This is a genomic window from Flavobacterium davisii, from assembly GCF_019565505.1.
In the GTDB taxonomy this organism is placed as follows: Bacteria; Bacteroidota; Bacteroidia; order Flavobacteriales; family Flavobacteriaceae; genus Flavobacterium; species Flavobacterium davisii.
On sequence record NZ_CP067378.1, the window covers coordinates 2296665 to 2315827 of the forward strand.

General features: G+C 30.7%; 23 protein-coding genes and 2 pseudogenes. 22 read left to right on the forward strand and 3 right to left on the reverse strand.

The window, feature by feature from the left end; genetic code table 11:
• The first annotated feature begins 13 nt into the window (after positions 1-13).
• The 11 genes from JJC05_RS10950 (at position 14) to JJC05_RS10990 (ending at position 7019) form a co-directional block, all read left to right on the forward strand.
• Positions 14-1933, forward strand: coding sequence for a type VI secretion system Vgr family protein (locus JJC05_RS10950; protein WP_235877379.1), 1920 nt, complete (start codon positions 14-16; stop codon positions 1931-1933).
• 2 nt (positions 1934-1935) lie between these two features.
• Entirely contained in the window at positions 1936-3039 is a 1104-nt protein-coding gene (locus tag JJC05_RS10955) for a hypothetical protein (RefSeq protein WP_258928683.1), read from the forward strand.
• A 25-nt stretch (positions 3040-3064) separates the two neighbouring features.
• A complete protein-coding gene (locus JJC05_RS17350; RefSeq protein ID WP_258928685.1) occupies positions 3065-3424 on the forward strand; it encodes a hypothetical protein in 360 nt (119 codons plus the stop codon).
• A 10-nt stretch (positions 3425-3434) separates the two neighbouring features.
• Positions 3435-3806 (forward strand): hypothetical protein, encoded by a 372-nt coding sequence (locus JJC05_RS10960; RefSeq protein ID WP_235877380.1) that lies wholly within the window; start codon positions 3435-3437, stop codon positions 3804-3806.
• 137 nt (positions 3807-3943) lie between these two features.
• The gene (locus JJC05_RS10965; RefSeq protein WP_235877381.1) at positions 3944-4168 is read left to right on the forward strand and encodes a hypothetical protein; all 225 of its coding nucleotides are present in this window, start codon (positions 3944-3946) and stop codon (positions 4166-4168) included.
• Positions 4165-4464 (forward strand): peptidase associated/transthyretin-like domain-containing protein, encoded by a 300-nt coding sequence (locus tag JJC05_RS10970; RefSeq protein ID WP_235877382.1) that lies wholly within the window; start codon positions 4165-4167, stop codon positions 4462-4464. Before JJC05_RS10965 ends, JJC05_RS10970 begins: the two co-directional genes overlap by 4 nt.
• A gap of 54 nt (positions 4465-4518) precedes the next feature.
• A complete protein-coding gene (locus JJC05_RS10975; protein WP_235877383.1) occupies positions 4519-5406 on the forward strand; it encodes a hypothetical protein in 888 nt (295 codons plus the stop codon).
• Positions 5407-5504: 98 nt separating this feature from the next.
• Entirely contained in the window at positions 5505-5741 is a 237-nt protein-coding gene (locus tag JJC05_RS10980; RefSeq protein ID WP_235877384.1) for a hypothetical protein, read from the forward strand.
• 500 nt (positions 5742-6241) lie between these two features.
• The gene (locus JJC05_RS17355; protein ID WP_258130442.1) at positions 6242-6367 is read left to right on the forward strand and encodes a hypothetical protein; all 126 of its coding nucleotides are present in this window, start codon (positions 6242-6244) and stop codon (positions 6365-6367) included.
• Between the two features lie 110 nt (positions 6368-6477).
• Positions 6478-6630, forward strand: coding sequence for a hypothetical protein (locus JJC05_RS10985; protein ID WP_235877385.1), 153 nt, complete (start codon positions 6478-6480; stop codon positions 6628-6630).
• Positions 6627-7019, forward strand: coding sequence for a hypothetical protein (locus JJC05_RS10990; RefSeq protein WP_105196674.1), 393 nt, complete (start codon positions 6627-6629; stop codon positions 7017-7019). Before JJC05_RS10985 ends, JJC05_RS10990 begins: the two co-directional genes overlap by 4 nt.
• Before the next feature lie 21 nt (positions 7020-7040).
• Here JJC05_RS10990 and JJC05_RS10995 read toward each other — a convergent pair whose 3' ends face one another.
• Positions 7041-7190: a hypothetical protein gene (locus tag JJC05_RS10995; protein WP_235877386.1), complete on the reverse strand. Its 150-nt coding sequence runs from the start codon at positions 7188-7190 to the stop codon at positions 7041-7043.
• 281 nt (positions 7191-7471) lie between these two features.
• Between JJC05_RS10995 and JJC05_RS11000 the strand changes: the two genes are divergently transcribed.
• From JJC05_RS11000 to JJC05_RS19070, 4 genes and pseudogenes are all read left to right on the forward strand, one after another.
• Positions 7472-7753: a hypothetical protein gene (locus tag JJC05_RS11000; RefSeq protein ID WP_235877387.1), complete on the forward strand. Its 282-nt coding sequence runs from the start codon at positions 7472-7474 to the stop codon at positions 7751-7753.
• A gap of 2 nt (positions 7754-7755) precedes the next feature.
• Entirely contained in the window at positions 7756-8145 is a 390-nt protein-coding gene (locus JJC05_RS11005) for a hypothetical protein (RefSeq protein ID WP_235877388.1), read from the forward strand.
• 134 nt (positions 8146-8279) lie between these two features.
• A complete protein-coding gene (locus tag JJC05_RS11010; RefSeq protein WP_235877389.1) occupies positions 8280-9170 on the forward strand; it encodes a hypothetical protein in 891 nt (296 codons plus the stop codon).
• A 354-nt stretch (positions 9171-9524) separates the two neighbouring features.
• Positions 9525-9637: pseudogene (locus JJC05_RS19070) on the forward strand (IS982 family transposase); the annotation flags it as partial.
• Positions 9638-9866: 229 nt separating this feature from the next.
• On the opposite strand, the pseudogene JJC05_RS11015 reads toward JJC05_RS19070, so the two are convergent.
• Together JJC05_RS11015 and JJC05_RS11020 are read right to left on the reverse strand one after the other, a co-directional pair.
• A pseudogene (locus JJC05_RS11015) lies at positions 9867-10888 on the reverse strand (helix-turn-helix transcriptional regulator).
• 117 nt (positions 10889-11005) lie between these two features.
• Entirely contained in the window at positions 11006-11620 is a 615-nt protein-coding gene (locus JJC05_RS11020) for an HD domain-containing protein (protein WP_088390612.1), read from the reverse strand.
• 101 nt (positions 11621-11721) lie between these two features.
• Between JJC05_RS11020 and JJC05_RS11025 the strand changes: the two genes are divergently transcribed.
• The 7 genes from JJC05_RS11025 (at position 11722) to JJC05_RS11055 (ending at position 19160) form a co-directional block, all read left to right on the forward strand.
• A complete protein-coding gene (locus JJC05_RS11025) occupies positions 11722-13146 on the forward strand; it encodes an RtcB family protein (protein WP_235877390.1) in 1425 nt (474 codons plus the stop codon).
• Positions 13147-13244: 98 nt separating this feature from the next.
• On the forward strand, positions 13245-13991 hold the full coding sequence (locus JJC05_RS11030; RefSeq protein WP_235877391.1) for a nucleotidyltransferase domain-containing protein: 747 nt from the start codon (positions 13245-13247) through the stop codon (positions 13989-13991).
• 6 nt (positions 13992-13997) lie between these two features.
• The gene (locus JJC05_RS11035) at positions 13998-15785 is read left to right on the forward strand and encodes an ATP-dependent nuclease (protein ID WP_127823847.1); all 1788 of its coding nucleotides are present in this window, start codon (positions 13998-14000) and stop codon (positions 15783-15785) included.
• Positions 15775-15930 (forward strand): hypothetical protein, encoded by a 156-nt coding sequence (locus JJC05_RS11040; RefSeq protein WP_235877392.1) that lies wholly within the window; start codon positions 15775-15777, stop codon positions 15928-15930. The genes JJC05_RS11035 and JJC05_RS11040 overlap by 11 nt, the downstream gene beginning before the upstream one ends.
• Positions 15930-17846, forward strand: a complete 1917-nt coding sequence (locus JJC05_RS11045) for a UvrD-helicase domain-containing protein (protein ID WP_235877393.1) — start codon at positions 15930-15932, stop codon at positions 17844-17846. Before JJC05_RS11040 ends, JJC05_RS11045 begins: the two co-directional genes overlap by 1 nt.
• Before the next feature lie 4 nt (positions 17847-17850).
• Complete coding sequence (locus tag JJC05_RS11050) at positions 17851-18021, forward strand: hypothetical protein (RefSeq protein ID WP_164849164.1); 171 nt, start codon at positions 17851-17853, stop codon at positions 18019-18021.
• A gap of 80 nt (positions 18022-18101) precedes the next feature.
• Complete coding sequence (locus JJC05_RS11055) at positions 18102-19160, forward strand: nucleotidyltransferase domain-containing protein (protein ID WP_235877394.1); 1059 nt, start codon at positions 18102-18104, stop codon at positions 19158-19160.
• Positions 19161-19163: the final 3 nt, after the last annotated feature.

Below are 19163 nucleotides of genomic sequence, written 5' to 3' on the forward strand. Positions count from 1 at the left end.
AAAAACACAGACCATGGAAACCTATAACAGCGATTATGGCAGACTCAATCATCCTGATGATCTAGCTAAATACGCCTCCGTTGGCACTTTTAAAGACTTTTTAGCCGATAAATCAAGCCCCTTAGTTTACTGTACCCTAACAGTAGAAGGCAAATCCTTTTTAGAAAAATCCCATTTTGATCTAACACTTGACCAAAAAACCAACGAACACGACACCTTTACTATTGCAACCCGTGCCGATTCCCTAGACAACCAAGAAGCATACATCATGGAAAACTCCAAAAGTTATCTAGGCAAAACCATACACATCCACCTACATCGATTTGGTGAAATAAAACAAACCTTTACAGGCATTATAACCCATCTGAACCTTTTAAAAAAAAATGGATACAGTCAGTTATACATTACAGGACACGCACCGACCATTATGCTAGAACAAGGCTTAGAATGCCAAAGTTTTGAAAACAAAACCCTAGAACAAATCATACAAGAAATAACCGCCGAATATCCAAAAGACAACTTCAACCTAATTACCAAAAACGGCAACACCCAACATGTAATCCCTTACACCGTACAATACAACCAAACCGATTACCAGTTCCTAAAACAATTGGCCATACGCTATGGCGAGTACCTGTATTATGACGGACAAAGCTTGGTATTAGGCAATAAAGTAGGCCCTAAAATAATTGTATTAGAAGAAAACATAGACCTAATACATGTATCTTTTGAACTATCGGTAAAACCACAACAATTTACCTACACCACCTACTATACAGAATCAGGAGACAACCTACAACAAGATAGCGCCTTTGCTCAATTACAAAGCAAATTTAACCCCTACCAACTCGCAGCCCTTAAAGCTTCAAAAGACGTATTTCATAAAAAACCCAACAAACTTTACAATCAAACCGGAATTAGTAGCAAAACAGACCAAGAACTACAAGATGCCGTAAGAAAACAAAAAGAGCTACGCGAAAGCCTTATGATGGTAAAAGGCAAAAGTAAAGATCCCCAACTCAAACAAGGCGATCTAACCAAGCTAATTGATATTAACGACAAACCGATGGAAACCTATCGGATCATAGAAATCAAACACTTTCATGATGGTAACCAGTACTACAACGAATTTGTAGCCATACCCGATTTGTGGACACCTCCTTATTTTGACGACAGTGCTTATCCTAATTGTGAAGAACAAACCGCACGAGTAGTAGACAACAACGACCCTATGGGCATGGGACGTGTACGGGTACAATTTCCATGGCAAGAAAGAAAAAACCAAAAAACCCCTTGGATTAGGTTAATACAACCCCACTCAGGAGCAGGCAAAGGCTTTCATTTTATCCCCGAAATAGGCGAGGAAGTACTGGTTGGTTTTGAAAGTGGCAACGCCGAAAAACCTTTTGTATTAGGTACTCATTATAACGGTGCCGCAACCAGTGGGTATCATACTAGCGGGAATGATGTAAAAGCCATTCATACCCGTAGTGGAACTAAAATTATTCTAAACGATGCCCAAGGCTCTGTTTTTATAGAGGATCCTAGCGGCAACACTTGGACGATGGACGGACATGGGAATATTAATGTAAATGCGCCAAAAAACATGATCTTTACCGCAGGCGAAGATATGATTATTAACGTGGGTAAAAACATGACAACCTCCGTTGGAATGAATATATCTGAAAGTGCAGGAATGAATAAAAATGAAACCATTGGTGCCATGAAAAACACTACCGTTGCAATGGATATGATGACCATGGTAACAGGAAAGTTGACGGAAGTAATTGAAGGAGATAAAGAAATACAGATCGATAAAAAATATGACGTAAATAGTCAAAACAGTATCACTTACTCATCAGAAGGAGAAGTTAACAAACATTCTAAAAAAGGGGTAAAATTAAATAGTGCTGAAAAATCTAAACAACACTAATCATGACTTACAAATCAATTATAGGAGGCAAACTCATTGTTACAGCAAAAGAAGGCATAAATCACTATGCTAAAGGGAATATCATAATTAATTCTAACAAAACCATCAATCTAAAAGGTGATGAAACAGGTATTAGTTATGAACAACCGGAAGTTTTTAAAAATGACAGCGAAAATTTTGATGTTTCATTATCTTTAAATAAAAAACAAAACACTTTTGTACCACTAGGCATACTTGACTTTGAAAACAATTATGAGAATCGTTTTTTTATTTTTGATTATTCCTTAAAAATGACCAATTTAGATTCTCTAAACTTTCAAATATTCAACGAAAATGGAGAACAAATTTATCAAGTCACTAACTTAGCTCCTATTGTTATAACTGCTCAAAAAACGCCAAAACTTTTTTCAAAATTAAAAGCAAAAACCCCTTCATTAGACTCAATAAAACCCATTAAAACATTTGATATTCAAAAATTAATGGATGATTACTTATATCCTGATTTAACACACATAGGTAATTATTGTATTTTTTGGGATGGTTTTAACAATGATGAAATATACGACAGTACTTGGTTTGATGGCAAAAAATTAAAAGCCAAAATTACTGCTAAAAAAGGAGGCACGACAAAAGTACAAGAAGTTGAGTTTGAAACTACCCGCAAAGAAGTTGATTGGGTAGATGTTAAAATAGATAAAAAAACAAAACGCATCGATGTTACTTTGCGTGTAGATTTGAAAGATGGAGGCGCAAACGGATTAGATTGTAAACAAGTACTAAAAGGAATGCGTGATAATACACATATTGTGACAAAATGTCCTTGGGACAATATACCTGCAAATGTAATTCAACCAACCAAACCTATTATTAAACAAAGAACAAGAAGTTTTGCAGATTTAGAAAAATTAGCAATAGATGGTTTAAATTACCATTGGGGAAGAAATAAAAACCACGCTGTGGCAAAAGATGTAAAGATAAATGGAGAGTCTTTTGAGGTTTATATAAATACAATCAATACAACTGATAAGGCAATGGATGATGTGAATTTGGTTTATAATACAAACAATGAATGGGTGCGTTCTATGAATCCGAGGCTCTGCAACTAGTGTAAAATCATTTTTTGGACAGGTAATGTTTGAAAGGATAGTATATAATGTCGGATATATGGAGGGTAGTCAACGATGGTATTGGATGGGGAACTTTAATGATATTGATGATGATTTTTCTTATACATCAGCACATGAGATTGGACATGAAATTTTAAAGTCATACGCAAGTGATAGTTTTTATTCATACAAGCATAAAGGGAGCTCCACTTTATCCGAAACTAAGCCTATTTCAGAAGGAGGAGTTAATTATCCTTCAAGTGGAGAAATAGATCTTATGAAATATTTCAATAATGAACCTTATTGGAAAGATTTTAAAAGAGTGGTAGCCGAAGAGAAAGATGTTTTATGCTTATTATGGCTTTCGAAAATTAAAATAAAATAATATGAAGAATATGAGAATATTAATATTGTGTATGTTTTTTATTGTGGGATGCTCTGTTAAATTAGAACGCCCTGAAATAAAAGGATTTGTTTATGATAAAATTACAAAGAAACCAATTAGTAATGTAAAAATTATTACTTATAACGATGGGCAAATAATTACTGAATCAATTACAGATACTTTAGGAATGTTTTATTTAAAAGCTATTAAAAATTCCCATTTGTTAGATTTTGAAAGTGGAAATGATCCTAAATTTTATGATATTATATTAAAACATAGAAATTATTTAACTGATTCTTTGCAGGAAAAAACCAGAGCTAGTTTTATTAATGAATTAAAGGTTTATGATACAATTTTCTTATCCAAAAAACCAAGAAATTAGTTCTTTTTGTGATGTTTCAAATTGGTATAACATAAGTTCAAAATGGAGATACTTTGATATTATAGCCGATAAAGTTGACAATGATTTTAAATACACATCAGCTCATAAATTAGGACATACAATTTTGAGAAAATACGGTGGTAAAATTTATTCTTTCACTCACGATGAACTCTTCAACCATATTACAAAATCCAACAGGCAATCAGAGTTATATAAAACAAAGAAATAATTCAGAAATTAATTTAATGTATTATTTTAAAGATGATCCTAGTCAATCACATTATGATTATAATTTGATTGTTGCCTCGGAAAGAGATTCTTTGAGCTTAATTTGGTTAACTAAAATTATTATAAAAGGATGAAAAAATTATTTGTTATATTATTTATTGGTATATTATTTATAGGTTGTAAAAATTACGCCTATATATTTGATGAAAAAGAAGAAAAACCTCTTGAAGGAGTTTTAGTAATTGACTTGAATAATAATTCAAATAGAACTTATACAGATAAAAATGGAAAGTTTTCTTTTACAGAATGTGGTAATGTTTTAATTCAAAAAAAAGGGTTTAAATCGGATACTTTAAAGGATTATGGATGTAAACCAGATCCATATTGTTTCAATGGAAAAGTATTCTATATGAAACGTATCAATAAATAATTTATCATCGCAAGAAATTCTAAATTTAAAAAAACAAAACGTATAGATGTTACATTGCGTGTAGATTTGAAAGATGGAGGAGCTAATGGACTTGATTGTAAACAAGTACTAAAAGGAATGCGTGATAATACACATACTGTGACAAAATGTCCTTGGGACAATATACCTGCAAATGTAATTCAACCAACCAAACCTATTATTAAACAAAGAACAAGAAGTTTTGTAGATTTAGAGAAATTAGCATTGGATGGTTTAAATTATCACTGGGAAAGAAATAAAAATCATACTGTAGCAAAAGATGTGAAGATAAATGGAGAATCATTTGAAGTTTATGTACATACTAGAAATACTGAAAGTCGAGCAATGGATGATGTGAATTTGGTTTATAATACTAACTATAATTGGTTACGTTCTAATAATCCTGGTAAAGTTACAGGTGTTAAGTCTTTCTTTGCAAATGCTGCCCAATACATTCCTTTTGTACCATTAAGTGAATCTATATACTACAATGTTGGTCATTTAAATAATGTATATACTTTCGAATCGGATGTTTTACAAAAAGAAGCTTGGACTTATGTGAGTGATAAACTATTATATAAAAATGGAAAATCTAAGGTAGATTTAGATTATTCATACACATCTGCACATGAAATTGGTCATACTATTATAAGAGCCTATGCTGAAGGTAGTGGAGCCAGTGCAGACCATTCTTACCAACACAAAGGAAGTTCAGGGTATTCTGATACCAAGCCTGTCTCTGAGGGAGGATTTGTTTATCCATTATCCGGAGAAATTGATTTGATGAAATATTATAACAATAAAGTAAAAATTAATAATAAGTCATCCTATATTTACTTTCTTGATTATGATTTTGAAAGAATTGTTGCAGAGGAAAAGGATGTTTTAGGGCTAATATGGTTAACAAAATTTAAAATAAAATGAAAGGTAAATTAATTTTTTGTTCGATATTTTTATTGATTTCATGTACAAATTACAATAAAAAATACAGGGGTTTTATTTATCTTCATAAAAACAAACCATTGGTAAATGCAAAAATTACAGAAGCTTCAACAAATAATTTTGGATATACAAATAACGATGGATATTTTGAGTTAGAAAGAGTACAAATGAACCAAATTAATGATTTAATTGTCATATATGATTTAGTAAATAAACAAAAAAAAGACACAATTAAACTTATGTATAGTGGAGGTCTACAAAAATTAAAATATATTTTTTTAGAAAAAGAAATCGATACAGTATTTATTGGTCAGTGAAATATGAAATACCAATGGAAATTTTTTAGATTACGATTTCTAAAGAATTGTAGCAGAAGAAAAAGATGTTTTGGGGCTATTGTGGTTAACAAAAATTAAGATACAATGAAAAAAGTAGTATATATTATTCCTTTTCTATTGGCTTTATTAAGTTGTAGCCAAGCTGAAAAAAAAGAGTACTCTGGTTATATTTACAATAAAAAGAACCTATAAGAAATGCTAAGATAGTTGATGTAGGCAATCGAGCTCATTTTAGTTATACTGATTCAAAAGGATATTTTGTTTTGAAGAAACTAAAAGAAAGTCCAGATGAAATAATAATCATACAAAAAAACTCAGAAATAGACACAATCAATCTTTTAAGCGGAGGTGGTTTAAAGAAAGCTTATATATTCTTTTTAGGGAAGGTTTCAGCGATACACTATATTTAGATCGGGAAAGATTTTTTAAAAACCAAACCAAAGGTAAATAGACTTTTCTTAGGCTTCAAAAAAGACCCTATGACGGCAGTAAGAAATCTTATTTCAAGACAAGCAATTTGCTATAATGTTGGTTATATGTATTATTTTGATTGGTACGAATTTGAACCATTTAAAGAAAAAAATGGAGATACAGAGATGATTTAAATGAAGATATTGAATTTAAAGAAACAGCAGCACATGAAATAGGTCATGAAATTATTTTGACTTATGGAGGATATAAATATTCAAAAAGCCACAAAGGTAGTTCGACAATTGTGACACAAAGTGATTTGGGTTTAGTTTTGCCTGCAACAGGAGAAATCGATCTTATGAAGTATTATAGCCAATATTATGATATTTCAAGAACTATAGTAGCAAAAGAAGATCTGTTAAGCTTAATTTGGTTATCAAAAATTAAAATAAAATGAAATATTCAATATTCTTGGTTATAATACTATTTTCCTGTTCACAAAAAAACTTAATAGTTTATAGAAAACCAGTAAAAGGTTATGTGTATTCAGAAAAAAACTTACCTGTAAATGATGTTTCAATAAAATATGATTCATTAGACATTTTGAGTCCAACTAATATTAAAACAGATAAAAAAGGACTATTTATTTTACCTAAAATTATACTAAAAAATGATTTACAAGCTAAAAGAAGAATTAGTAAACTATCTTCTTTAATTTATATCACAAAAAAGGGGTATAAAAAAACAACAATAGATTCAAAAAAATTCGTAAAAAATGAAGCTAAAACTAATGACACAATTGATATAGGTAATATTTATTTAGAAAAAACAAATGAAGATGAATAATTTTTTTCTAAAACGAATAGCCTATATTAGTGTAATTATATTTTCATTTTTACTATATGGAATTTTTTTCATAGAAAACAGTAGATCTTGTTTAGGCTCACCTAAAATTTTACCAACTATTTTCATAGCAATTCCATTAGGACTTTTTATTTTAATTATAGATTTAATCATAACCTTTCTAAGTAAAAACAAAGAAAACAGAAAGTATATTTTTCTATCATTTGCATATTTTATTTTTATCCCAGATTACGCATTAGAAAAAATAAATTTTATAACTTACTGAAATAGAATGGTTTATTTATTTGATAATTCTAGTTCGTAATTTTATATAGTACTAACAATCAATAAAATATGTTTTTTAAAAATCTCTAACGCGTAATCAGGGTTTATCATAATTTTAATAATAAGTTTATTTAAAGATATCTAATAAATCATCAATATTAGTAGTAATAATGACAACCTCAGTAGGAATGAACAAAACCAACTCTGTAGGTGCGAATCAAACGGAAACCATTGGTACCATGAAAAACACTACCGTTGCAATGGATATGATGACCATGGTAACAGGAAAGTTAACGGAAATTATTGAAGGAGATGTGCATAGTGAAACTAAAAGCGGTAAAACCTCTGTTAGCTCAGGTAAAGGAATGGATTTAATAAGTACAAAAAATTTAAATAAACATTCTGACCAAGAAGTTCAAATAAATTCAACTGAAAAATCTAAACAACATTAATAATGAGTAGAACTAGAATTGTTGGAGGAAAAATTACAGAAATTGTTGGTGGTGAATACAATATTCATTCTAAAGGATCTATTACTTTAACTTCTTTAGAAGGAAGTGTTAATATAACTGCAGGAAAAGGAATTACATACAGGAATCCAAGAACCGCTCCTACAATTAGCAAAATAACTACTGAATGTATTGTTGAATTTAGAACAAAGCAAGATGGTAGTTATACAGGACAATTTGGTTTTGACTGGTTGCGTGTAGATGATAATGGTTTAACAACAGAAGCTAAATATTACGATTGTCTAGAAAATGGTTATGAAGCCCCAACGGCAAAGCTCCACACAGAGACACAAATACTGAATATGAATCTAAAGACGAAGCATTTAAGTCCTTAGAGAAAGAATACAATAAAATACCTATCGATATTATTCCTAAACCAGCAACTGCGCCGTTTACAAAAGATTATTTTGTTCCTTATTTAAACTTATTCCCAAAACCTTATAGTGACGCAACAACTGTCCCTGTTGGGATGCCAAAACCTCCTTTTGAAGCAGAACTCCGCACACTAGTAGAAGTAGGCGGTACAGATGCACCAGACCAAATAAGAATAGTTTTTGACAAACGCTATTTTGAAATAAATGGGCTAGACGGAAGTGATGCAAACCCTGTACTAATAAGTGACAAAGCTTTGGGAGCAAAACGTGAAGCCACTGCTGACACTATAAAAATAAAATGCATTGAAGGATTTACAACAAAACAAGAAATAAAAGTTTTTGTTTACCCTAAAGGTACACTAGCTAGACCCACAGCCGAACAACTTTTTGCTCGTAAACTTGCTGGCAAGATTATTGTATTGCCTAATAAGAATACAACTGGACAAAATGCAGTGAAAAATATTAAAGAACAAAAGTTTGTTTTTGTGCAAGTAAGAACAAATATTAATGGTATTGCAGTTACTGGTCGATTTAATCCGAATGAAAATATTAATTTGCAAAATGCATTATATCAATTTTTAATCTTTGGTAAATTTGAGGACTATTCAAACTCTATTGGAATTAACGAATTTGATTTAACTACTGATTCCAAATTTACCATTACCACAAACCCAACTACAGGAGCTAAAACTTATGGTAGATTTATTTATGAAAAAGCCGTTAATGATCCAGTAAGAGCAGCAGCAGGATTACACACAAATACCACTGATGGAGGGTTAAATGAGGATTATACAGGCAAAGAAATGTTTACTTATTTAAAAACTAAATTTCTTGCCCTAACAGGTAATAGCAGATATGCAAATCATTTTATTGTTTTTTGCTTTGCAGAATTGCCTTATGATATGGTCGTATTCCCGGGCGGTGGTTATTCAGGAACATTGGGTCAGGTGCAAGATATAGGCAAAAAAAAATGTATGTTTATTTAAAATTAGAAATGATTATACACTAAATCACGAAGGCCTTCACGGGTTAGGATTATTTCATACTCATAAAGATGGAACCATAACCAATAAAAATCAGAAATTTGTTTATACTAAATTCAAAACGACAAATATTATGTCCTACGCAAGTACTTCGGCAGGATTTCCTGCTAATACAAAAGTAACTACTTGGCACTGGCACTGGAAAATTGTAAAATCAAATGTACAGTAAGATGAGAAAAAGTATATTGTTTGTAATACTGATATTTAATATAATTAATTCAAGTTGCTAGTTTAAAAGGGAAAAAAAGAAAAGCAAAGGTTAAGTAAATTTGTTTTGCGAACCAATAAACAAAACCGATGCTTAGTAAAGACATAATTATATTAATTTTTTGTTTAATAGATGATATTTTACAAAGAATTGACCATAAAGAAGACGTGTTAGTGATAGTGAAATTATTTTAACCCTGATTACGCGTTAGAGATTTTAAAAAAAAAAACATATTTTATTGATTTTTAGTACTATATAAAATTACGAACTAGAATTATCAAAAAAATAAACCCTTCTTCAGTAAGTTATAAAATTTATTTTTTCTAATGCGGAATCTGGGTTTAAAGTATTGAAGGTAAAAGACCATACTCATGTTCTCTTATCAAAAAAGAAAACAATGCGTAAAAACAGACTACCTACTAATAAAAAAATTATTCCAAGATAGACGAATAATTTCTAAGCGCTTTTTCAAGAACAAACTGCATTCGGTGTCGTAAACGTTCTGGTTTTAAAACCTCAATACTGGCTCCAAAACCCAAAATGATCCGTTCTAATTCAAAATTTTCAATTAAAAATAAATTAACAATAATACTCCCATCGTCATTCTGTTGTATTATACGTTGGGTGTTATGAATCGGTTTGGTAATAATATAAGGTGCATTATAGGCATCTATTTTTAGTTGGATTACCTTAGGTTGTACTCGCTCATTAGTAGTTACCCCCACCACATTTTTGTAATATTTTTCGGCATTGAAATTATGTTCTAGTACTGGGGTATTGAAATCATAATCAATTTTTATGATTCGGTCTAATGCAAGATTACTTATAGGTTGCGTCTCTTTTTTCTTTCCCACAACAAACCATCTGTTATTAAATTCCTTTAAAATAAAAGGATGAAAATTAAATGTTTGCTCTTCTCTAGATTTGAATGATTTATAAGTAATTACAAGTACTACTTTTTTAATTATAGCTTGATAGATCTCATCTAAAAAATGCAACCCTTTCAAATTCTCATTTTTATCTAAATGAATGATGGGTTGTGTATGTGTTTTTTCCGCATAGATTTTATCTTCCAATCGATGTAAAATATCGGAAACATCATTAAACAAAGAAAAATCTTTAAATTGTTTCAACATAGAAACCGTTTCCGTTAATACATTAATATCCGTTTCTGTAAGCGGAATATCCGTAATTGTGAAGTCCTCATCCGCATAGCGGTAATATTTTTTTCATAGACCTCAATAGGCGCATTATAGCCTAGTTTTTCGCTACGCATCATTTGAATGTCTAATTGAATGGTACGTTTACTGACAGGATTCTCTTTGCCTTCATATTCATATAAAGCAACTGAACACGCTTCTATCAAATCCTCTAATGTCCATGTACGGTATTTGTTTTGTAAACATTTATCTATGGTTTTATATCGGATTAAAGCATTTTTATTTTGAGCCATTATTTATTTAGTTTAATAGTTTAGGATTTCAAAAATTTATGAGAATAATAAATTCAAGTTTTAATAATGTCTATTGCCTTTTGCCCAATGGCTCTTGATTTTTTCTAATTCTTTTAATCATCTAAGAAGACATTCAATTTCCTTTTTAATATTTTCTCTAGCTATGGATTCGTATGTATCTCTGAAAATTTTTGTTTGAAAGATGTATTCGTTTTTTAAGAAATGTTCTAATGCCTTTTTTCGTCCTGGATTATACATAAAGTTGGGATAGATTCGGTATTCTTTTCTAATTTGTTTACAATACTTCTCATAAATTCCCCAATCTTTCCCTAATATTTGCAAATCAAAATCAACGAGCCACTTTGCATCGTTGGTCGTAGCTTTGTGTGTCTGCGTACATAAAATAAGATTGTATATGATGTTTAAATCAATGCCTTCAACATCTTTTAATTCTTTGCAAGCTAATCCTGCACTTTTTAACTCATTGTCCTTTTTGGTGCTCACATAAATAACATCGTGATAATATATCGCTAATAGCACTTCAACTGGATTTTCTAATTGTTTTTTGTGTGTTGACCAACTTTTAATCATGGCTTCAATATGTATCCAATTATGATAGTAGCGATTTTTTTTAGCATAATTTTTATGTAATAATTCCCATTTTATATTAATTTCTGCTTGACTGATGCCAAGTTTAGAAAGGGTTTCTAGAAATAGGTTCTGGATATTCATCAGAATAGTTTTGCTCAAAAATAAAAAGAATATTTTTCTACGTAAAATAATTGCGTAGTTTGTTTTAAATCTTTGTTCATCAATATGAAAGAGATTTGATTATGGAAAATAGACAGATAAATGGAAATGATTTAATTGCGATGGGATACCAATCGGGACCTGTTTTAGGTTTAGCTTTGAAAATAAATAAAAAACGTTTGGGATTTACTCGTGAACAGATGATGGAGCATTATAAAAAAGTTTTAGGAAACCCTGAAGACTTTTTAGACGATAACAATTTCAGCAAGTTGGCATCGGCATTAATAGAGCAGACTAATACGAAACCCGAAGATTTCATTAACCTTATTCAGGATCCAAATTCATTTGTACTTTTTGGTGAAAATCATATAGAAGAAGGAGCGAAAAAACAGATGGAAATTGCGATGAAACTTCCTGTTACAGTTGCGGGTGCATTAATGCCAGACGCTCATCAAGGATATGGCTTGCCTATTGGTGGTGTTTTGGCAACAAAAAATGCCATAATCCCTTATGGAGTTGGTGTGGATATAGGTTGTAGAATGGCGTTATCTGTTTATGATATTTCGGAGTTCTATTATTATGAAAATGAGGCAAGATTTAAGAAAGAATTGATTTCCAATTCAAAATTTGGAGCTGGACACGGTTATCACGGTCAGTATAAAAGTGATCATTTCGTTTTACAGAACAAAGCTTTTAATGAAAATCTATTTCTAAGCAACCTTAAAGATAAAGCATGGTCACAATTAGGAACTTCTGGAGGCGGAAACCATTTTGTTGAGTTTGGGATAATGGAGTTTGAAAAAGAGGACATCTTTTTAAATATCCCAAAAGGGAAATATGTTGCCTTATTAACGCACTCAGGTTCTAGAGGTTTTGGTGCAACAATAGCCGGGCATTACACTAAATTAGCAAAACAAGTATGTAAGTTGCCTCATGAAGCTCAAAATTTAGCATACTTAGATTTAAACTCGGATTTAGGTCAAGAATATTGGATAGCAATGAATTTAGCTGGCGATTACGCTTCGGCTTGTCATGAAATTATTCATAACAAAATTCAAAAAGCTTTGGGAGCAACTATATTAGCAAAAGTTGAAAATCATCATAATTTTGCTTGGAAAGAATCGTATAAGGGAGAAGAGGTTATTGTACACCGAAAAGGAGCAACCCCAGCAGGAAAAGGTGTGATGGGGATTATACCGAGAAGTATGACCGCACCGGGTTTTTTAGTGAGAGGAAAAGGAGAAGAAGTAGCTATAAATTCAGCTTCACACGGCGCTGGTCGTCAAATGAGCAGAACACAAGCAATAAAGAATATTACTAAGAATGATATGGTATCCATTTTACAAGATCACGGAGTGACGCTTATTGGCGCAGGTTTGGATGAAGCTCCAATGGCTTATAAGGATATCAATTTAGTTATGGAATCACAAAAAGAATTAGTTGATGTCGTTGCAAAATTTACTCCAAAAATGGTTCGAATGGCGGATGATGGGAGTAGAGAGGATTGATCTTGTTTTAAATAAGAATGATACGCAAAATATTAATTGTTAATAACTCACGTAATTTTACGTGGGTTTATAGTATTAATTTAGTAAATTTGAGAAACATGCAAACCAACATACTAAACAAACTAAAAGCAATAGAACTGGAAAAAGGGGTAGAAATCCTCTATGCCGTAGAATCAGGCAGTCGCGCGTGGGGATTTGCCTCACCCGATAGCGATTACGACATCCGTTTTATTTACAAACACGAGCTGAATTATTATCTTTCGCTTTGGGAACAACCCGACACCATCGAATTTATGACCACCGAAAACCTTGACGGTAGCGGTTGGGACTTACGTAAAACCCTAAAGCTATTAGCCAAAAGCAATGTAGCTTTGCTCGAATGGTTGTATAGCCCTGTGGTATATTATGAAAACACCCAAGCCATTGCCCCTTTAAGAGCATTGGCAACCGACTGTTTTTCGCCCATTGCCACCCTGCATCATTATTTGAGCACCACCCGTAATTTCATGGATGCCTGTAACCAAGACCACGTAAAACTGAAAAGCTATTTTTATGCCTTGCGCACGGCACTAGCTGGTAAATGGATAGTGGAAAACAATAGCTTTCCGCCCGTACTGTTTACCGACTTACTACCTATGGTACCACCTGTTATACAAGACAAAATTAGGGAGTTACTCGACATAAAAGCCAACCAAGCCGAAGGCTATTTGCATCCTAAGGAGGTTTTGATTACTGATTTTTTGATGGAAACGGTACACTTTAATATGGAAAATGCTAGTAAGTTAAGTGCAGGAAAGAAGATGAGTGTGGAGTTGGATGGGATTTTTAGGAGTTTAATAAAATAATAATTTATGTATTTATCAGAATTAAAACTTTGGAATTTTAGAAAATATGGTTCGGATGGTTCTTTCAATTTGGATAAACCAGATTTAATAGTTCCTTTTAATAAAGGATTAAACGTTTTAATTGGAGAAAATGATTCTGGTAAAACTGCAATTATAGATGCAATTAAATTAGTTCTGAAAACTCATGCTTATGAATGGATTAAAGTTGAGGAGTCTGATTTTTATCAAGATTCTGATAAATTAAGGATTGAAATTGAGTTTAAAGATATAAAACCAAATGAAGCTAAAAATTTTATTGAATGGCTTGGCTGGGAGGGAATTGGAGAAGAAGCTAAACCTATTTTAAGATTGATATATCAAGTTGAAATAAAGCAGGACAGAATTCAAGTAACTGATGTAAAAGCCGGTATGGATGAAACGGGTTATCCTCTAAATGCTGAAGCAAGAGAGTATTTAAAAACTACATATTTAAAAGCATTGAGAGATGCAGATAATGATTTAACTGCAAAAAAGAATTCAAGGTTATCTCAAATACTCAAAGAACACGAATTTTTTAAAAAGAAAACAAAAATAGAGGAACATCAATTTGAGTTAGAATTTAAAAAATTAAATAAAAAGATTGAGACATGGTTTAAAACAGATGGAAATGAAAAGTTAAAAAAAATTATTGATGACTTTTTAGTTTCATTTACAGATAAAAGCAAAACTTCAAATATATCTCTTGGAGAGAGCGATATTAAAAGTATTTTAGAAAAAATTTCTCTTGGTGTTTTAAATCAACAGAATCTAGGTTTAGGCACAATGAATCGTTTGTACATGGCAGCCGAATTATTACACTTAAAGAAAGAAAATTGGAATGGTTTAAAACTGTGCATGATTGAGGAATTAGAAGCACATTTACATCCACAAGCTCAGATGAAAATTATTGAAGCGCTTCAAAAAGAAACGGAAGTTCAATTTATATTATCTACGCATAGTCCGAATTTAGCATCAAAAGTAAAACTCCACAATTTAATACTTTGTAATAGCAATAAAGCATTTCCATTAGGTGAAGAACCTAATCAAGAAAATGAAAAATCAAAAATTGATAAATACACTAAACTATCAAAAGATGATTATACATTTTTAGAACGTTTTCTCGATGTAACTAAAGCTAATTTATTCTTTGCAAAAGGTATCATTTTAGTTGAAGGTTGGTCAGAAGAAATATTATTACCGATTTTAGCAAAAAGATTGGGTTATGATTTAACTGAAAAAGAAATTTCTATTGTCAATGTTGGTTCTACTGCTTATTTAAGATTTGCTAAAATATTTTTAAGACAAAATCAAGAAGAAATTTTAGATATTCCTATAGCAATAATAACTGATTTAGATAATAGACCTGAAAAAAAAGATGATTCATTTTGTGAAGTGAAGAAAGAAAAAAAGGAAACTACACTGAAAAAATATGAAGAAGATTTTAAAGACACAAATGTATTATTGAGTTATACTACTGACTGGACTTTAGAATGGTGTTTGTATAAATCCAATATCTTAAATAAGTTATTTAAAGAATCTGTAACTAATGTACATTGTTTAACAGATGAATTTAAAGAAGGAAAATTTGAAGAAGGAAAATTTATTTCAAAATTAAGAAAAGATAAAGGACATAGTTCAATTGATAAGGTTGCAGTGGCATCTATACTCGCAAAAAAGATTGAAGAAGATACTTTAATTACTAAAGAAGGAATTGAAAAAGACAAATATTTAAAATATTTAGTAGATGCAATAAAACACGCTTGTAATGAAAATTGAAATCGAGGATAAACATATAAAAGAAGCGGAACAAATTTTTATAAAAGGAAATGAATTTGATAAATTACAACGAATTCCATTTATTAAAAATCTTGAAACTTGCGATTTGTTAGCTGTTCCGGTAGTGGAAAAACAACTGCTTTAATGGCAAAACTTTATTGTTTATCTAAACAACTCCCATTTAAAGATGGTTCAGGAATTTTAGTATTAGCTCATACTAATTCAACAGTTGATGAAATTGAAAATGAATTAAAAAAACATTGCCCTAATTTATTTGAATATCCAAACTTTATAGGAACAATACAAAGCTTTGTAAATAAGTTTTTAGCTAATCCTGCAAATTTTATAAAATATAATTCCTACATAGCTAAAAATGATGATGAAATATATAAGAAAGAAGTAGCTGATTTTTTTTATAATAAACTTCAATGGAAAAAAGAAGAAGATGTTTCTCAAAAACTTAAGAATCTTTTATATGGCAAAGCAAATCATAATAGGACAAACATTACTACAAAAGAGAAAAATGAAAATACAATTGATTTTATTTTTTATTTAAAATTCGATTTAATAAATAGAAAAATATTATACGGAGAGAAGAACACAACATTATTTAAGTTTGATGGGACAGCAAAAGACCATTATTTAGAAATTGAGAATTGGAAAGAAAATTTGTTTAGCAATGGTATTCTCTCATATAAAGATTCTTTTACATTGGCAAAATGGTATTTGTTTAATTTTTCAAAAGTAAAAGAGCAACTTCAGCATCGTTTTAAATATGTTTTTATTGATGAGATGCAAGATTTAGAAGAATATCAAATTGAGATTATTGATGATGTATTTAATAAAGGAAACTCAAAAACAATAATGCAAAGGATAGGCGACCCAAATCAATCTATCTATAACAAAGTTAAAGACGAATGTGATTGGAAACCAAGAAATAGTATTTACTTAAATGGTTCAAACCGCTTAAGTGCCAAAAATGCAGATTTAGTGAATCACTTTACTCACAGAAATGAAGATAAAAAATTTATAGTTATTGGTGAAAGAAAACTATCAAATAATGAAAAAGAAATTCATCCTCATTTAGTTTTATTTACCAAAGAAACCAAAGAACAATTAAAAATTAAATTTGAAGAGATAATAAAAAATCATAATCTTCATAATATCGAAGAAAGGAAAAAAGGTTTTAAAATTATAGGTTGGACAGGGGAAAGAACAAATGAAGGAGATGGCAATTTATCTCTTCATACAATTTTTGGATACAATAAATTAAGTAAAGCAAAAAAAGAAGATTTCGATTCATTGAGTAAATATCTTCAACTTTTTAATCAGGAAAAAGAAACTTTAGAAGCAGTTAGAAAATCAATACTGAATGCTTTTATTGCAATATTAAGATTTGAAGACAAGAAAATACCAAAGAAGATTAGAGGTAAAAGTGTAGAACGATTTTTTACTAAAAGCGATTTAATAGAATACATTAAAAATCATTCAGATAATGAAGTTTATGATACGTTTAAAGATAAATTATTTGGTTGGTGTTTTGATTTAGTTTCAAAGAAAAATTATAGAAAAATATTTAACTCTGTAAAAGATTTCATTGAGAACGAATTTAAAGATTGGTTCGATTTAGAACTTAATCCTAAAACACAGTTTTTTATTTTTGAATATGTTGATGAAATGAAAATTAAGAATAAAAAGATTGTTGAAGATGATTTAGGTATTGAAGTAACTACTGTTCATTCTGTAAAAGGTCAAACCAATTGTGCAACAATGTATGTTGAAACTACCTATAAAACACCTGTTTATGAAACTTTAAAGTTAAAGGAAGCGAGCAAAAATAAATCAATAAAAAAACAAGAGAAAAAAACTATCCCACTATTTAAACAAAAGCAAAGTTGTGAAACTCCAACAGGAATTGAAGCATTGAAAATGATGTATGTTGGTTTTTCTCGTCCAACACACTTATTATGTTTTGCAGTATTAGAAGAAAATGTTAAAGATGATTTAGAAAAATATAAAAATGCAGATTGGGTAATTATTGATGATTTAGTAAAAAAGTAAAATTATGATAACAAAGGAGCAAATAGAAAATTTAGGATTTGATTATAAACAAAAACTTATAAATAATAATAAGGATTTTGTAAACATTGGAATAAAAACAATCATATCATTATCAATTGATGGTAAGGTTGATGTAGTTTTTGATAATAATTCTAAAAATTGGAGTAATATTTAATCTAAAGATTGATTGATTGATTGATTGATTGAAATAATTTAAGAAGTAAAAAAACTATCTGAATAATACTTAAAAAATTAATGACCATCCAAGACCTTAAATCTAATAACCTAATCCTTTTTGAAGTAATCTCGGGTAGCAAGTCCTTTGGGCTGGACACCCCAACATCCGATACGGATATAAAAGGCGTGTATTATTTACCCAAAGAGCAGTTTTATGGGTTGGAGTATATTCCGCAAATTAGTAACGAAACCAACGATATAGTCTACTACGAATTAGGGCGTTTTGTGGAGCTATTGCTTAAAAACAATCCCAACATTCTAGAAATCCTAGCCACGCCAGCAGATTGTATTTTATACAAGCATCCTATTATGGAACAGTTGCGATTAGAAGATTTCTTATCCAAATTGTGTAAAGATACTTTTGCGGGCTATGCCATGACGCAAATCAAAAAAGCAAGGGGACTCAATAAGAAAATTGTGAATCCGATGGAGAAAGAACGAAAATCACTTTTGGATTTTTGTTATGTGTTGCAAGGCTATAAAACGATTACGCTACCACAATGGTTGCATCAAAATGCTTACACACAAGAACAATGCGGTTTGATTAACCTGCCACATTCTCGGGGGATGTACGCCCTATTTTATGATAGCAAATTTACACTAGGCTATAAAGGAATTATCAAAAATGAAAAGTCCAACGAAGCGTCTTTGTCTTCTATTCCCAAAGGGGAAAAAGAAGTAGGTTATTTATATTGCAATCAGGATGCCTATTCTCAGTATTGCAAAGATTATAAAGACTATTGGGATTGGATTGCAAAACGAAATGAGGAGCGTTATAAATTGAATCAGTTGCACGGTAAAAATTACGACAGTAAAAATATGATGCACACGGTTCGTCTATTACAGTCGGCATTGCAAATTGCGCAAACAGGCACATTAAATATCCGTGTGACCAACCGTGACGAACTCTTAAAAATCAAAACAGGCGATTTGGATTATGCGGTTTTGATGGATAAAGCCGAACATCTTTTGGAAATTATTGAAAAAACTTACAACCAAGCCACACTTATGGAAACACCTCATTATCTTACTGTTGAAAAGACACTTATAGCCATGAGAAAAGAATTGTATGCCTAATTT

What these genes read in the sequence shown, in the direction of transcription:
- JJC05_RS10950 (WP_235877379.1), top strand. Translation starts at nt 14, where the DNA reads ATGGAAACCTATAACAGCGATTATGGCAGACTCAATCATCCTGATGAT.
- JJC05_RS10955 (WP_258928683.1), top strand. Translation starts at nt 1,936, where the DNA reads ATGACTTACAAATCAATTATAGGAGGCAAACTCATTGTTACAGCAAAA.
- JJC05_RS17350 (WP_258928685.1), top strand. Translation starts at nt 3,065, where the DNA reads ATGTTTGAAAGGATAGTATATAATGTCGGATATATGGAGGGTAGTCAA.
- JJC05_RS10960 (WP_235877380.1), top strand. Translation starts at nt 3,435, where the DNA reads ATGAGAATATTAATATTGTGTATGTTTTTTATTGTGGGATGCTCTGTT.
- JJC05_RS10970 (WP_235877382.1), top strand. Translation starts at nt 4,165, where the DNA reads ATGAAAAAATTATTTGTTATATTATTTATTGGTATATTATTTATAGGT.
- JJC05_RS17355 (WP_258130442.1), top strand. Translation starts at nt 6,242, where the DNA reads ATGACGGCAGTAAGAAATCTTATTTCAAGACAAGCAATTTGCTATAAT.
- JJC05_RS10990 (WP_105196674.1), top strand. Translation starts at nt 6,627, where the DNA reads ATGAAATATTCAATATTCTTGGTTATAATACTATTTTCCTGTTCACAA.
- JJC05_RS10995 (WP_235877386.1), bottom strand. Translation starts at nt 7,190, where the DNA reads ATGATTAAATCTATAATTAAAATAAAAAGTCCTAATGGAATTGCTATG.
- JJC05_RS11000 (WP_235877387.1), top strand. Translation starts at nt 7,472, where the DNA reads ATGACAACCTCAGTAGGAATGAACAAAACCAACTCTGTAGGTGCGAAT.
- JJC05_RS11005 (WP_235877388.1), top strand. Translation starts at nt 7,756, where the DNA reads ATGAGTAGAACTAGAATTGTTGGAGGAAAAATTACAGAAATTGTTGGT.
- JJC05_RS11010 (WP_235877389.1), top strand. Translation starts at nt 8,280, where the DNA reads ATGCCAAAACCTCCTTTTGAAGCAGAACTCCGCACACTAGTAGAAGTA.
- JJC05_RS11020 (WP_088390612.1), bottom strand. Translation starts at nt 11,620, where the DNA reads ATGAATATCCAGAACCTATTTCTAGAAACCCTTTCTAAACTTGGCATC.
- JJC05_RS11025 (WP_235877390.1), top strand. Translation starts at nt 11,722, where the DNA reads ATGGAAAATAGACAGATAAATGGAAATGATTTAATTGCGATGGGATAC.
- JJC05_RS11030 (WP_235877391.1), top strand. Translation starts at nt 13,245, where the DNA reads ATGCAAACCAACATACTAAACAAACTAAAAGCAATAGAACTGGAAAAA.
- JJC05_RS11035 (WP_127823847.1), top strand. Translation starts at nt 13,998, where the DNA reads ATGTATTTATCAGAATTAAAACTTTGGAATTTTAGAAAATATGGTTCG.
- JJC05_RS11040 (WP_235877392.1), top strand. Translation starts at nt 15,775, where the DNA reads ATGAAAATTGAAATCGAGGATAAACATATAAAAGAAGCGGAACAAATT.
- JJC05_RS11045 (WP_235877393.1), top strand. Translation starts at nt 15,930, where the DNA reads ATGGCAAAACTTTATTGTTTATCTAAACAACTCCCATTTAAAGATGGT.
- JJC05_RS11050 (WP_164849164.1), top strand. Translation starts at nt 17,851, where the DNA reads ATGATAACAAAGGAGCAAATAGAAAATTTAGGATTTGATTATAAACAA.
- JJC05_RS11055 (WP_235877394.1), top strand. Translation starts at nt 18,102, where the DNA reads ATGACCATCCAAGACCTTAAATCTAATAACCTAATCCTTTTTGAAGTA.